This is a genomic window from Chryseobacterium sp. DT-167 (assembly GCF_058310155.1).
On the sequence record NZ_JBZEEQ010000002.1, the window covers coordinates 84,931 to 100,548 of the forward strand.

11 protein-coding genes and 2 tRNA genes are annotated in these 15,618 nt (G+C 33.2%); 10 read left to right on the forward strand and 3 right to left on the reverse strand.

Going from position 1 to position 15,618, the window contains the following annotated elements; genetic code table 11:
* Positions 1-37 precede the first annotated feature (37 nt).
* The gene (locus AC4FQ5_RS02770; RefSeq protein WP_491140979.1) at positions 38-1,564 is read right to left on the reverse strand and encodes a helicase HerA-like domain-containing protein; all 1,527 of its coding nucleotides are present in this window, start codon (positions 1,562-1,564) and stop codon (positions 38-40) included.
* A gap of 289 nt (positions 1,565-1,853) precedes the next feature.
* Between AC4FQ5_RS02770 and AC4FQ5_RS02775 the strand changes: the two genes are divergently transcribed.
* Complete coding sequence (locus tag AC4FQ5_RS02775; protein ID WP_491140980.1) at positions 1,854-3,263, forward strand: MBL fold metallo-hydrolase; 1,410 nt, start codon at positions 1,854-1,856, stop codon at positions 3,261-3,263.
* 52 nt (positions 3,264-3,315) lie between these two features.
* Positions 3,316-3,615 (forward strand): thioredoxin family protein, encoded by a 300-nt coding sequence (locus AC4FQ5_RS02780; RefSeq protein WP_491140981.1) that lies wholly within the window; start codon positions 3,316-3,318, stop codon positions 3,613-3,615.
* Positions 3,616-3,756: 141 nt separating this feature from the next.
* On the opposite strand, the gene AC4FQ5_RS02785 is transcribed toward AC4FQ5_RS02780, so the two are convergent.
* The gene (locus AC4FQ5_RS02785; RefSeq protein ID WP_491140982.1) at positions 3,757-4,509 is read right to left on the reverse strand and encodes a nitrilase-related carbon-nitrogen hydrolase; all 753 of its coding nucleotides are present in this window, start codon (positions 4,507-4,509) and stop codon (positions 3,757-3,759) included.
* A gap of 99 nt (positions 4,510-4,608) precedes the next feature.
* On the opposite strand from AC4FQ5_RS02785, the gene AC4FQ5_RS02790 reads away from it, so the two are divergent.
* The 8 genes from AC4FQ5_RS02790 (at position 4,609) to AC4FQ5_RS02825 (ending at position 14,393) form a co-directional block, all read left to right on the forward strand.
* Complete coding sequence (locus AC4FQ5_RS02790) at positions 4,609-5,049, forward strand: DUF6646 family protein (RefSeq protein ID WP_300348987.1); 441 nt, start codon at positions 4,609-4,611, stop codon at positions 5,047-5,049.
* A gap of 105 nt (positions 5,050-5,154) precedes the next feature.
* On the forward strand, positions 5,155-6,501 hold the full coding sequence (gene rseP / locus AC4FQ5_RS02795; protein WP_491140983.1) for an RIP metalloprotease RseP: 1,347 nt from the start codon (positions 5,155-5,157) through the stop codon (positions 6,499-6,501).
* An 80-nt stretch (positions 6,502-6,581) separates the two neighbouring features.
* Positions 6,582-6,655, forward strand: a tRNA-Asn gene (locus AC4FQ5_RS02800).
* A gap of 179 nt (positions 6,656-6,834) precedes the next feature.
* Positions 6,835-6,911, forward strand: a tRNA-Asn gene (locus AC4FQ5_RS02805).
* Positions 6,912-7,099: 188 nt separating this feature from the next.
* Positions 7,100-7,777 (forward strand): IS1 family transposase, encoded by a 678-nt coding sequence (locus AC4FQ5_RS02810; RefSeq protein WP_491140984.1) that lies wholly within the window; start codon positions 7,100-7,102, stop codon positions 7,775-7,777.
* 136 nt (positions 7,778-7,913) lie between these two features.
* Positions 7,914-9,056: a cysteine desulfurase family protein gene (locus tag AC4FQ5_RS02815; protein ID WP_491140985.1), complete on the forward strand. Its 1,143-nt coding sequence runs from the start codon at positions 7,914-7,916 to the stop codon at positions 9,054-9,056.
* A gap of 13 nt (positions 9,057-9,069) precedes the next feature.
* Positions 9,070-11,460: a hypothetical protein gene (locus AC4FQ5_RS02820; RefSeq protein WP_491140986.1), complete on the forward strand. Its 2,391-nt coding sequence runs from the start codon at positions 9,070-9,072 to the stop codon at positions 11,458-11,460.
* Between the two features lie 2 nt (positions 11,461-11,462).
* Entirely contained in the window at positions 11,463-14,393 is a 2,931-nt protein-coding gene (locus AC4FQ5_RS02825; RefSeq protein WP_491140987.1) for a tetratricopeptide repeat protein, read from the forward strand.
* Here the strand turns inward: AC4FQ5_RS02825 and AC4FQ5_RS02830 are convergent.
* Entirely contained in the window at positions 14,390-15,601 is a 1,212-nt protein-coding gene (locus tag AC4FQ5_RS02830) for a hypothetical protein (RefSeq protein WP_491140988.1), read from the reverse strand. The two genes, AC4FQ5_RS02825 and AC4FQ5_RS02830, sit on opposite strands and share 4 nt — an antisense overlap.
* Between the last annotated feature and the right edge of the window lie 17 nt (positions 15,602-15,618).

Genomic DNA, 15,618 nt, shown 5'->3' on the forward strand with positions numbered 1-15,618 from the left:
AATGAAAATACATTAAATAATACAAAAAGAATAAGCGTTATCTCCTTCTTCCGCCCAGACCAAACATTCCCAAAATCGCTTTTGCACCTTCTCTCATTAAGGTATTGGCAAAAGTTCTTCCTGCTCTGCTTTTTAAAACCTGCTCAAACATTCCGGGTTCTTCTTTCACGGGTTTCGTTTTTTGGGTCGGAGCAGAATTTTCAACAGCTTGTTCCATTCTTTTTACTAAAATTTCATATGCAGATTCGCTGTCGAGTGCTTTTTCATATTTAGAAACCATAGCTGATTTGCTCGTTAAATCTGAAACTTCAGCATCGTTCAGAACATCCATTCTTGATTCGGGAGAAATTAAATAAGTGTGAACCAGGGGAGTCGGTATTCCCTTTTCATCCAAAGCAGTGATAAAAGCTTCACCAATTCCCAGATTCTGTATCAATTCTGAAGCATTGTAAAACTCCGTTGTCGGATAGTTTTCAACAGCTTTAGAAATCTCTTTTTTATCTTTTGCCGTAAAACCTCTCAAAGCATGCTGAATTTTTAACCCTAATTGAGAAAGCACACTCTCTGGAACGTCGCCGGGAATCTGTGTGATAAAATAAATTCCAACACCTTTGGAGCGGATCAGTTTTACCATCGTTTCAATCTGGGAAACCAAAGCTTTAGAAGATTCATCAAAAATCAAATGAGCTTCATCAATGAAAAGAACCAGCTTCGGTTTTCCGCTGTCACCCTCTTCCGGAAATGTCATATAAATTTCAGCAAAAAGCGAAAGCATAAACGTTGAAAACAACTGCGGCTTATTCTGAATACCGGCAACTCTCAAAATATTGACAACCCCCTTTCCATCTCTTGTTTCGAGAAGGTCATGAACATCAAAACTCAGCTCACCAAAGAAATCTGCTGCGCCTTGTTGTTCCAGCGCAACAATTGATCTTAAAATTGTTCCTAAAGAAGCTGAAGCAATCGATCCGTAATTGGCAGACAATTCTGCTTTCCCCTGCGGATTATCGGTTACATATTGAAGGACTTTTTTTAAATCATTTAAATCTATAAGTGGTAAACCTTTATCATCACAATATTTGAAAACAATTGACATGATGCTTTGTTGTGTATCATTCAGTTCCAAGATTTTTGATAGTAAAATCGGTCCGAATTCGGTAACAGTTGCTCTCAGTTTCACGCCTTTTTCTCCGGAAATTGTCATCAGTTCTACCGGAAAATCCTGCGGATTGTAAGGAAGCTTCGTTTTTGCATATCGCTCTTCAATAATCGAATTCATTTGTCCGGATGCTGCAATACCAGAAAAATCTCCTTTGATATCTAAGACCAAAGAAGGAATTCCCGAATGAGAAAGCTGCTCGGCGAAAACCTGAAGCGTTTTTGTTTTTCCCGTTCCGGTGGCTCCGGCAATCAGACCATGACGGTTGATCGTTTTTAAAGGAATCGTAACATTGACTTCGGTGACCACATCGCCGTCTAACATTCCTTTTCCTAAAATGATATGTTCACCTTTTGGAGTGTATCTTGGGGTAAGTTCGTCAATAAATTTTGTTTTGTCTGCCATTTGATATTTTTAACTCTTAAAGGTAAAATTTTTTTGTAAAATAATCAGTTGCGGCTTATCAATTTCTTAATAATTTAAGCATAAAATAAATTTAATTAATATGATTTAAAACATCTCACATTCTTCAGGAAATAAATTTCAATTCTTTTAAGACTGATAATTAGTATATTGACTCAATTTTTTATGTAAACAAATTTTGGAGATTGAGAAAAACTATCACACAGAGTTATCTTTTCTTTATAATTAATCCATTACTTTGTATCTTTATAATCATTTTAAATAAGAATCAATGAAAGTTGAGCAAATATATACAGGCTGTCTGGCACAAGGTGCATATTATATCGTATCAGGAAATGAAGCAGCCATCATAGATCCGCTAAGAGAAGTAAAACCTTATCTGGATCGTCTGGAAAAAGACAATGTGACCTTAAAATATATATTTGAAACTCATTTTCACGCAGATTTTGTTTCAGGACATTTAGACTTAAGCAAAAAAACAAATGCTCCGATTGTTTACGGGCCAACCGCAGAACCAGATTTTGAAGCAATCATTGCTGAAGACAATCAGATTTTTGAAATCGGAAATATTAGAATAAAAGCACTTCACACTCCCGGCCACACGATGGAAAGTACCACTTACCTTCTGATTGACGAAAATGGAACAGAAACTGCAATTTTTACCGGTGACACTCTGTTTTTAGGTGATGTAGGACGTCCCGATCTTGCCCAGAAAGCAGGAAGCATGACGCAGGAAGATCTTGCCGGGATTTTATATGAAAGTCTGCACAGCAAAATTTTGTCTTTAGATGACAGCATTACGGTTTATCCGGCTCACGGAGCAGGCTCGGCTTGCGGTAAAAATATGCAGAAAGAAACGGTGGATATTCTCGGAAATCAGAAAAAAACAAATTACGCCCTTAATCAGCCTGATAAAGAATCTTTTATAAAAGAAGTTCTGGATGGTTTAACGGCTCCTCCAAAATATTTCGGGATGAATGTTGCGATGAACAAAGGAGGTTATGAAAGTCTTGATGATGTAATGACAAAAGGCTTAAATCCTGTCTCTGTAGAGGATTTTGAGAATTTTGCAGAAGAAACCGGAGCTTTGATTCTTGATACGAGAAGTCCTGGTGAATTCCATAAAGGATTTATTCCCAATTCAATCAATATCGGTTTGAAAGGTGATTTTGCACCATGGGTTGGAAGTCTCATTGTAGATGTAAAACATCCTTTGCTGTTGGTTTCAGATGAAGGGACTGAAGAGGAAGTGATTACGAGATTAAGCAGAGTGGGTTTTGATAATGTTTTAGGATTTTTGAAAGGCGGCTTTAATTCCTGGAAAAATTCAGATAAAGAAACTGATGAAGTAAAAAGGATTTCCCCTGAGGAGTTCGTACAAAAGTTTAATGAGAGTTCAAAAGTAATAGACGTAAGAAAGCTGACAGAGTATTCTGCAGAGCATATCGACAATGCCTATAACAAACCTTTAGATACGATTAGTGACTGGGTTTCTACGATTGACGATTCAGAACACTTCTTTCTTCACTGTGCAGGAGGATACCGTAGTATGATTGCAGCAAGCATCCTTAACTCCCACGGAATCAGAAATTTCACTGAAATCGAAGGTGGATTTAACGGAATTAAGAAAACAGAAAAACTTGCAACAACTGATTTTGTCTGTCAGTCAAAAACATTGTAAACTAAACAATTATTTGGAATTATTCTTGCAGGAATTTAGCAAAAAATTAGGTATGTCACAAAAATTTCAGGAACTTATAGAATCAGAAAGACCGGTTTTAATTGACTTTTTCGCAACATGGTGTCAACCTTGCAAAGTGCAGTCATCGGTGCTAACAACCGTTAAGGACAATGTTGGTGAAGGTGCGAGAATTGTAAAAATAGATGTGGATCAATATCCTGCAATCGCATCTCAATACGGAGTGCGTGGAGTTCCAACATTGGCAGTATTCAAAAAGGGAGAACTTTTATATAAAGAAAGTGGTGTGCATGATGTGAACCGACTGACACAACTTTTAAAACAATATATGTAAACTGTGATTTCTCACAGTTTTTTTATTTTTAAATAGTTTATTTGTCATCCCGTAGGGATCCAGGCGTGAATCTTTCCTCTAAAAAGATTGCTTACATTCCTACGGGATGACAAACACAATGTTTCAATGAGCGTTCAAGAATTATAATTGAATTTCAAAATCATCCCTGTCATTTAAAAACTGAAAATGATTTCTAAAATCGTTCAATTCTTCTAAATTTAATTTTGCTGAAACTAAATTTCCATTTTTCTCAGCAATTTCTTTTCCGTCAGCAAAAAAACAGTGTGAACTTTCTTTATAAAAAAGATCATTTCCATCCGTCCCGATTCTATTTAAACCAAAAACATAGGATAAATTTTCGATCGCTCTCGCTTTTAGCAAATGTTCCCACGCTCCTACTCTTTTTTCAGGCCAGTTGGCAACATATAAAATTGCGTCGTAATCATCATTATTTCTCGCAAAAACAGGAAACCTTAAATCATAACAAACCTGTAACAGAAAACGGATACCAAGATATTCTACAATCACTCTTTTATTTCCGGGAGTATAAATTTTATCTTCTCCAGAAAAGGAAAACAAATGTCTTTTATCGTAAAAAACAACTTCAGAATCTGGTTTCACAAAATACATTCTGTTGTAGAACTTTCCCTCAACCTCTACAGATGCACTTCCACAAAAGGCAGCATTTTTTTCTTTTGAAATCTTCTTTAAAAATTCCAGAGACTCTTCATTTTTATCTGAAATTTCGGCTGCATCCATACAAAAACCAGTCGAAAACATTTCTGGCAGAAGAAATAAGTCTGCATTTTGATTTTGAAGCTGATCTTCTACTAATTGAAAGTTTCCTGTCTTATTTTTCCAGATAATATCCTGATTTAATGCGATAATTTTCATATTTCTAATTCAAAACTTCCATAAAATTACATTTTTTAATCGGTTTCGGTTTTATATTTGCTGCAAATTGTCATTAGTAATAATTTAAAAATAAAATCTATGAAGAAATTGGTTTTTATGCTGATGTTTGTTCTTACAGGAACTGCAATCAGCGCACAAGCCTGGACGGGGAAAGGAGATCAGAAAGTCAATTTGGGTCTTAACGCATGGGGTTATGGCACAGGAATTACCGCAACTTATGATTATGGTTTGAACCAACTTTTGTCTGTCGGAGCCGGAGCCAACGCATATTTTGATGGGTATAAGGATAATAATGAAGACAATAGAGTTTTTATTTTCGGAAGAGTAAATTTCCACCTGAAAGAAGCTTTGGATTTACCAGAGCAGCTAGATATTTACCCCGGAGTTGATTTAGGGGTTCTCGGTAGAGATTTCGGGATCGGAGCCCATATCGGAGCAAGATATTTCTTCACAGAAAAAGTCGGCGTTTTTGCTGAAGTCGGAAACAACGGAAGTCTTGGCGTGTCCTTTAATTTTTAAAAACAGATGCAATATATGACAAAGCTTCTCATTTTGAGGAGCTTTTTTTATTTGGCATCCTTTTGATAATTGTTACCTTTGCAAATTAAAATCTAAAAACAATTAATGGAATTAGCAATTAAGATCTTTCAATTCATATTAAGCATATCAATCTTAGTAATTCTTCACGAGCTTGGGCATTTCTTACCCGCAAAATGGTTCAAAACCAAAGTAGAAAAATTTTACCTGTTCTTCGACCCGTGGTTTTCTTTAGCCAAGAAAAAAATCGGTGAAACAGAATACGGAATTGGGTGGCTTCCTTTCGGAGGTTATGTAAAAATTGCCGGAATGGTAGACGAAAGCATGGACACCGAGCAACTGAAACAGCCAGCTCAACCTTGGGAATTCAGAGCAAAACCAGCTTGGCAGAGACTGATCATCATGATGGGTGGAGTTACAGTAAACTTTTTCCTTGCATGGATTATTTACGGATGTCTTTCCTTTTTTAATGGCGAAACTACTTTTGATACTGCGAAAGTGGACGCTCCTATGAATTATACAAGCGTTGCTAAAGGAATGGGCTTTCAGGATGGAGATAAGATCTTAAAGGTTGACGGAAAAACACAGAATAACCTTGACAAACTTGCTTTAGATGTTTTATTAAGCGATGAAATCACCGTGTTGAGAAACGGAAAGGAAGTTACATTCCCTACCAACGACGATGGAAAAGCGATGGCTTTCAGAGATGAAAATCCCAAAGCATTCCTTACCCCAAGATTTTCTGCGGTAATTGATACTATTATCAATCCTAAAACGGCTGCTGCAGGTTTAAAAGTGGGTGACCAAGTTGTCGCTGTCAATAATCAGAAAATTAATTATTATGATGAATTACAGGGAATCATCACAAAAAATGCAGGCAAAAATCTTAATGTAGAAGTTATAAGAAACGGTGCAGTTCAGCCACTGACTTTACCTGTCTCAAAAGATGGAACTCTGGGAATTTCGTCTTATAAACAAATGACAAAATACTATGAAACAAAACATTTCTCATTCGGAGAATCAATCGGAAGAGGATTCACAAGAAGTATTGAAAGCTTAACGTATCAGGTAAAACAATTCAAATTAATTTTCAACAAAAAAGTTCAGGGTTATAAAAAAGTTGGCGGACCGTTGGCAATTATCAAAAACATGCCTGTTGACAAAGCTAAAGACGGAAGTGTTTCAATTGACTGGACTGCTTTCTGGAGTTTTACGGCAATGTTTTCAGTTTGGTTGGCATTCCTGAACCTGATTCCGATCCCAGGATTGGATGGTGGACATGTAATTTTTACTTTATATGAAATGATTGTTGGAAAACCAGTGCCACAAAAGATTTTAGAGAACGCGCAGATGGTGGGAGTTATCTTCCTGTTAGGCTTAATGTTACTAATCTTCGGAGCAGATATTTTTAAAATCATTACCAATAAGTTTTAATTTTATCTAAAAAATTAATTAAAAAACTTGCGTGGTATAAATATCAGTCCTATATTTGCACCACTTAAAAATAAGGACATTCCTCCTTAGCTCAGTTGGTTAGAGCATCTGACTGTTAATCAGAGGGTCGCTGGTTCGAGCCCAGCAGGAGGAGCAAAAAGACTTACAGAAATGTAGGTCTTTTTTATCTTAATCCCTTTTCTGTTTTAATTATTTTAAAATTTAAATTCCTGAAAAATAATCTTATAGCCTGTTTACTGTAATTTTAAGCAGAAAATATTTGTTTGATATTGTTTTTCATATTATATTTGCACCACCTTAAAAGAGGGACATTCCTCCTTAGCTCAGTTGGTTAGAGCATCTGACTGTTAATCAGAGGGTCGCTGGTTCGAGCCCAGCAGGAGGAGCCATACTGACAAGCCACCAATTTGGTGGCTTTTTTCGTTTATAACCCTTTGATGGCAACGTATCAGATGTGTTGATTTGATATTTTTAGAATGATAATAATTGATTTCCAATCCTTTAAAAAAGAAAATAAATAATAAGAGAACAACCTTCGGGTTGTTTTTCTATTTTTGCGAACTCAAAATCGCCTAAAATGAGCCAAAAACCAATCAAGTGTTTCAGATGTGTTGATGACAGAAATTTAATGGTAAAGAATGGAAAAACACGATCAGGCAAACAACGTTATCTATGTAAAATTTGTAAATCAACAAGAGTAGAAAATTATACATATTGTGCTTATCAAAGCAATATTGATCAACAAATTACACTATTAACCAAAGAGGGTTTGGGTATTCGGAGTACGGCAAGGGTTTTACAAATTTCTACAACAACTTTACTAAAAAGAATCCTACTGGTTGCAAAAAGTATTAAACAACCGATGATTCCAATCGGCAAAGAATATGAGGTTGATGAACTATGTACTTATGTAGGCGATAAGAACAGAAGAGTTTGGCTAGTCTGTGCTTTGGAAAGAAAAAGTCGTAAAATCGTGAGCTTTAACATCGGTAGAAGAACTAGTCAAACTCTGAAAAAAGTAACTGAAGGTTTACATCTTTCTCAAGCAAAAAAGATATTTACAGACAAACTTCCTAGTTATAAAACTCTAATAAAGAGGAAAGTTCACAAAACAATTCAGTATGGCACTAATCACTTGGAGCGGTTTCATCTCACATTAAGGACTCATCTGAAACGGCTTAACCGTAGAACAATTTGTTTTTCAAAAAGTGTTTTGGTGCTTAATGCTGTATTGAGAATTTATTTGTGGGGATGATAATATTATTTTAATTTATAAAATTTCATCCTTAGATATTAATACAATCTCTAATAATTTTGAAATTATATAAGTATGCTTCTACCTAAAAGTTTTATTTTGGTAAATTAGCTATACTAAATTAGCCTGCTTTAAAATGTATAAAAATATCCACTATTTAGATAATAACGCCACTACACCTGTAGACAAACGAATAGTGGAAGTAATCAATCCTTATTTTGAACAGTATTATAGCAACGCCTCTGGTTCCTATGCGTTTGCTAAACACTCTCATTCTGCCATCAGTTTATCTAGAGATTGTATTAGTCAACTCATTGGGTGTAACAACAAAGACATTTACTTTACTTCTGGTGCAACCGAAAGTCTAAATTTAGCATTAAAAGGCTTGGCATTAAATCCCACTAATAAAAAAAAACATCTCATTACCTGCCTTACAGAGCATAAAGCAGTTTTAGAAACTTGCCATTATCTAGAAAGTATTGGATATGAAATTGATTATCTCCCTGTAGGTAATGATGGTACAGTAGATTTGGAATTGTTAAAGTCTTTAATAAAATCAGATACTTTGTTAGTATGTTTGATATGGGTAAACAATGAAACTGGCGTTATTCATCCAATTAATGAAATTGGTAAAATAACAAAAGACGCTGATATATATTTTGTGTGTGATGGAACACAAGGGGTAGGAAAAATACCCATAGACGTAGTGACATCCAATATTGATATACTGTGTTTCTCTGGTCATAAAATGTATGCTCCTAAAGGAATTGGAGGATTATATATCAACCACTCAATTACAAAACAAAATAAAGTACAACCTTTAATTCATGGTGGAGGTCAGGAAAATGGTTTAAGAAGTGGAACACATAATGTACCATTGATAGCTGGATTAGGAAAGGCATTCGAAATTGCTGAAAAGGAAATGGAAATTAATCGTGTTCATATTGAAAATCTTCGAGATATTTTAGAAAAAGCGTTATTAGAAATTGATGGATCTTTTATAAATAGTAAAAATGCTTCAAGAATTTATAATACAATAAACATTTGTATTCCTAATTTCGACACTGAATTTTTTATTGGTATGAATAAAGATATTGCTGTAAGTAACGGCTCTGCTTGTAATTCCGCTTTGGTGCAACCATCACACGTTCTTTTAGCAATGGGGCTTTCTAATGATAATGCTATGAGCAGTATCCGTATTTCTCTTGGAAAGGAGAATACAAAGGAAGATATCGAAATATTTCTAGAAAGAATTCATAACTTTATAGCAATCCGATAATTAAGTATTTCTTATGCCTAAAACTTTATTCGAATCACTATATCTCTGCAAAACTGAAACCGAGGTCGATGCACTTATCTCTGGGAATGCATACTTAAAAAATGTATTAAACTGGTTTCCAATTGGAGAAAATGAATCAAATTTCAGTATCATTGAAAATCAGCAGTCTAACCCAATTGCAGCATTAGTTGAAAAAGTTACCAACTCAATTGATGCTACACTGATGAAAAAGTGTCTTGAATTAGGATTAGATCCTAAAAGTAAGAATGCACCGAAATCGATGGATGAAGCAATCGAAGTATTTTTTCCAGATAACAAAAATTGGGATTTGAATACATTTAGAAGAAAACAGGCTGAAGATATACAAATCATAGCAGATGGTCCAACTAAGCAAAGTTCTGTAATTATTTATGATAATGGGGAAGGACAGCATCCTAAAGATTTTGAGAAAACTTTTCTTTCTTTAATGAGAGGAAATAAAAATGAAATTCATTTTGTTCAAGGAAAATACAATATGGGAGGTAGCGGAGCTATTGTATTTTGTGGAACCAAAGGCTACCAATTAATAGGCTCTAAAAGATTTGATAATTCTGGTGATTTTGGTTTTACATTAGTGAGAGAACACCCTTTATCGAAGGATGAATTAGAAACTAAAAAAAACACTTGGTATGAATATTTAAAAATTAATGGAGAGATTCCTTCCTTTGATATTTCGGAATTGGATTTAAAGCTCCTTAACAGAAAATTTAAAACAGGCTCTATTATTAAAATGTATTCTTATCAGATGAAAGGAATTTCTGGATTTGCTCAAGATTTAAACCAAAGTCTGAATGAATTTCTCTTTAAACCTGTTTTACCAATATTCACTGTTGATACCAAGGAACGTTATCCAAACAATAAAGTCTTGGAAACAACTGTCTATGGTCTTCAACGACGTTTGGAAGAAGAAAAGGATTATGTTGAGGATTGGTTTTCTGAAGAATATGAAGATACTCTTTTTGGCAAAATGAAAGTTACTTGTTATGTTTTTAAGGCAAAGCAAGAAGGAAAAACAGTTAAAGAGACTAAAGCGGATATACAGCGTAGATATTTTAAAAATAATATGTCCGTCTTATTTTCAATGAACGGACAGGTTCATGGTCATTATACTTCCGAATTTATTACAAGAAGTTTAAAATATAATTTACTCAAAGATTATTTGCTCATCAATGTGGATTGTACAAAGATGAAGTATGAATTTAGAAAAGACCTTTTTATGGCTTCTCGAGATCGTTTGAAGAATGGAGCAAAAGCAGAAGAATTAAGGGATTATTTACGAAAAAAATTAACAAAATCTAAACTTGATGATATTAATAAGCGTAGGAAAGATTCTATCGGATTAGAAAGTGAAGATACTTCTGAACTGATAAAGAGCTTTGCGAAAAATTTATCCAAGGATAGCGAACTTTTCAAATTATTACAAAATACGCTTAAGCTCGAAGAAAAATCAAAAGAAAAACCTGAGAAAAAAGAGCATACAGACAATAGACCACAAGAAAAACAACAAAAACCATTTAAACCGGAGCGGTTTCCTAGCTTTTTTAAATTACAGCATAAAGCTAACAGTCCTATTCCTGTACCAACCGGAGGTGAAAAGACATTGCGGTTTGAGACCGATGTTGAAGATCATTATTTTGATCGTACAGATGAACCCGGCGACTTACAAGTGAGTATTTTAAGAGTAAAACGAACGGATAGTAAAGGAGGCGATAAACAGGGGAATGAAAAAGAGCCTGGAGAGTTATTAAATATTATTAAATCAAGTCCGGATAAAGGAACAATTAAAATTACCTTCAATCCAGACGTAGAACTGAGGCAAGGTGATGAAATAGAAATTGAAGCATCGTTGAAAGGTGCTGGTAACGATTTTTTCCAAGAGATTGTTTTCCTCAAAATTGTCGATCCCGAAGAAAAAAAGGAACTTACACCTAAAGAGGAAGAAGATTATAGTAACATAGGATTACCCGAATTAATAAGAGTTTCTAAAGAACAATGGGATGATTTGGAATCTCATGGTATTTCTATGAATTATGACACTGTTATGAATCCTGTAGCTTCGGGAGATATATTGGAAAAAATTTATGTCAATTTGGATAGTCACGTCTATTTAAATTACAGAAAGAAATTAAAGAACGAAGATCAAATAATTGTAGCTCAAAAAAGATATATAGCTTCCGTTTATTTTCACTCTCTGTTTTTATATATGATTACCAAAAAGAAAAATTATCGACTTTCTTTAGTGGCTGAAAACAATGACGAAGAAATAACTATCGATGATTATATTCGAGATGTTTTCGATAGTTATTACTCCGATTTTTTATTGAATTTTGGTATGGAACAGCTAATGGGTAGCTTGGAGGACTAGTTATGGGAAAATTATTATCTGTTACTGAGGCAGCATTTAAATTAGGCATAACTAAAGAATTACTTTTTGCTTATATCCGAAACGCTCCAAAAAAACATTTGGGGCATGAACGCAAATTGGTGTCAGTAGTTAGAGATGGGCAAAATTTTTTTAAAGACAACGAACTAACTGAGTTTGATGACTATTTAAAGGAACCTTGGTCTAATCCCAATGAGACGAGACCCATAATTCCTAGTTTTATTCAAGATTATCTAAAAGTTGAGATCGGTGGAAAATGCCCCATTTCTCAAAAAGGCTATCCTTTGGAAAATGCTCATATAATCCCGTATAGTGAATCTCTAAGCCACCATCATCATAATTTAATTAGGATTTCTAAAGAAGAACATACTAAAATAGATAATGGCATTATTCCGCGCCCTCTACTTTTTGATATCAAAAATAAATTAATTGAATCTTTACGAGTACAATTAAAAACAGAAGGCAACAAGTTTCAATCATCTTTTAATTTGCCTAAGCCTCACCCTACATTTATCGGAAGATTTTCGGAACTATTGGAATTGACAGAATCAATGGAGTATGAAAGATTGATAATTATTGAAGGATTAGGAGGAATTGGAAAAACACAGTTATTATTAAACGCCTTAGAAAATGTACAATATCATAACCCAGTAATCTGGATTGATGTTGAAACAATTGGAAGTTTTAATGACTTTCTTATCTTTTTGAATAATGCTATTTCAAAGTATGTTGAAATTTCAGAAGACTCAATTATTGACGCATTAAAAAGTAGACCTTTAACACTTGTTTTTGATAGCTTAGAAAAATTACTGATATCCGAAAGAGATGAAATAGAAGATTTTATTGAAAGCATATTAACACAAACAGGCAGTTGTCAGATTCTTATAACTAGCCAAATTGATTTATTAATTTTAGATCACAGTAAAAAAGTTATTAGATTGAAGGGACTAAATAATTATTATAGTTTAGAACTTTTTAGAGATTTAATAGAAGAAGATATTGAATTTTCTGATCATAATTGTGAGTGGATACTTGATTTTTGTGATGGTCATCCACTTTGCTTAAAGCTGATAGTTTCAATTATTAAATTTCATGAAGATGTTAACCGTGCTATTTTACAACTCAAAAATATTGGTATACCTAAACATCCCATCCGTAAGATTCACAATAAAATGACAGCACTTGATGTTTGTTTATCTACAATTTATAACACTCTATCTGAAGAACAAAATAAAATTATCCATTACATAAAATACTTTCCTGCTGGCTTGAAATTAAATTGGGCAGAAGAGCATTTTTCAGAGATAGATTTTATTAAAAATTTAGCTATTTTAAAGCAATTCTTTTTCGTTGATATTGTTAAAGATCAACTTGATTTTGAAAGAATAACAATTACTAATCCTATTCGAATATTTTTAAAAGAAAAAACTAAAAATAGATCAGCTATCATTGAAGAAGAACTGAGTATGGAAGCTATTTCAGCAATAATGATAGAGTCCATAATAATTGACAGCCATTATATAGAGAATGGTATTTATGGTCCCCCTGCTTATGGTATTAGACGTCTCGAAGATGAGTTGCCAAATATAATAGAAGCATTTAAAGTTTCACAGGAAAGAGCTCTTTTTTATGAAAACGAAGGGAATGATGCGTTAAATGAAAAATATTTAAATTTTATAGTTGGAATAGCTGGAGCATTAGGTAAATTCTGTTGGGCAAGAGGGTATTTTGAATATGGAACGACAATTTCAAAGGCGGGAATTGATGCTAATCTTAGACTTAAAAATTACGAAATTGCATCCACCCAATATATGTATTTAGGACAAATTCAGCAAAGACAACATGACGACGAGGGATTTTCTAAAACTGTAGATAATTTAAAAACTCTAGCTAAAAATACTAATAATATTCATATAGAAATAGATTCTACATGGGCAAATGGTAGGTTAGAATTAGATAGAAATAATTTTAGTGAAGCTTTAATACTATTTAATAAAGCAAAAGAGTTAATTAGTATTGTACTTAAAGATTATGTACAACCTAAAACTGACCAAATATTGAATAAAAAAATTCTCGAAGAATATGGTCAAGCCCATCATTTAGGAAATTTATCACTAATTATGTCTGAAATAGCTAAAGTTCATGAGTTTTCGGGTAATTTTTCAGAAGCAGCCAAGAATTATGAAGCAGCAATTAAAATACATAGAGAATTTAATGACGAAACAAATTTAATGGCGTGTTATTATCACTATGCCAACTGTCTTGTAGAACTAAATCAGACCAATGAAGCAATAGATTTTTATCTTAAAGCTGTTGAAGGGTTCAAACTTAATGGACAATATGAATATCTATTTAATACAATAGCTAGCATAGGAATTATTATAGAAGATAATTTAAGCATCTTGTATAATGAACACCTCAATAAAGAAACTTTTAAAGAAGTTATAAAACATTTAAACTATCTATTTCAAAATTTCTTTCATGATGAGTTAGCAGATAATGATTTAAATACTGTCACAAAAAAAATCTCACATAGTCTGATAAGTCAATTAATGTGTATAATAAAGATTATAGGTTTTACTCCTTATCGTTTTTTAATGACAGACTGGATTATTGATTTTGCTGAAGAATTTAAAATAAAAAATATTGATTTTGGATATTTTACTGCAGCTCTGAATCTAGGACATGCAACCGGAGCAATTGACGAATGGAGGGATATTGCAGAAAATAAACCATTGATGATTAAGACAATTTTACAAAGTTGTGTGATTATCAATGGTGGACCAGATTTAAAAAGTAAGACAAGGATATTTTATTGGTTAGAAAAATGGATGCAACATACCAATCTTGATGTAACTGCTACAGCAGAAAAATTATGGGATCAAGCTTGGGCAACTTTTGAAGATAAAGTTTAGGTTTTTGCTTGTTCTTCTAAATTATTGCTTTTAATAAAATATAGTGCTTCTTCATAAGCCGTATCTGAAATACCACCCCGCAATAGATAACCTGCTAATTTTCTAACAACATCATTTGTTAAATCATCGACTAAAGAAATAATTAAATTAAATCCTTTCAATTCATCTTCACTAACTGTAATTATTTTTTTAAAATCTACGAAACCTCCTCTAAATTGAGGAGAAGGTGGCAAAAATCTAAATCTTTCACCCACATATGAATTTGTTACGTCATCAGTTATACTAGTTCTTAACTGTTTTCCTCCTTTTGTTTCGCCAGTTGCTTTATTTTCTACTTTTTGAGATTGAAAGCTAGTGTTTTGATCAGTAGAAATTTCATTAACTTCACATAGTAAAATTTGGTCATAGTTTTTGTTCGACACATTACATCTCGGAGTTGCCACGAAAAACATTTTTTGATTTTGATCTTCAAAAATATCTCCGGTATAAAAGTAGTGCTTAGCGGTATTTGTTCTTCTGTAATAATGCTCAATCGTATTAACAATAACACTTTTTTCTCCGAGATCATTATTTATGAGATTTTGGTAAATAGATCTTATAGCAATCCTTTCAAAAACTTCTTTAGTTCTATCCGCTATGTTAGGTTCTCCAGATTTTCCATTCTGAATAGATTTTATGATTTCCTCAATTTCATTGTGCTTAAACTGGTTTATAAATGCAGAATGAATCTCAGTCATAATTTTCTGATCCAAAGTGCCATTTATGGAAAAAATATTAAGAAATCCACAGTTCAACATTAGTTCTATTGAATCTATTATTTCTTCTATTGATTTACGATTTTTTTCCTTTTTTATGACCGTTCCTTTCTCATCAAGTTCTGTAAAATGAGCCAAATTTCCACTATGCACAAAAATCGGAATTCTATTATTTTCATAATGATTTCTAATCTGTTTTATCGTTTCTCCAATTGAAGTGTCAGAATCCCCATCTTGATTATTAAGATCCATAACAAGACATTTTACATTATCGCGATATTTCTCAAAATTTTGTATGTAAATAGCTAAATTCTCCGAAACAATAAGTTGCGCATCCATTTTTTTTTCAGTAAAATAACCAACAAACGGTTCTATTATTTTTTTGTCATCTTCTAATAGTAAAACGATGTTCTTCGGAGCAATTCCTTTGGTAAGCGTAGGTGAAATACTCATATACTTAAATATAATTT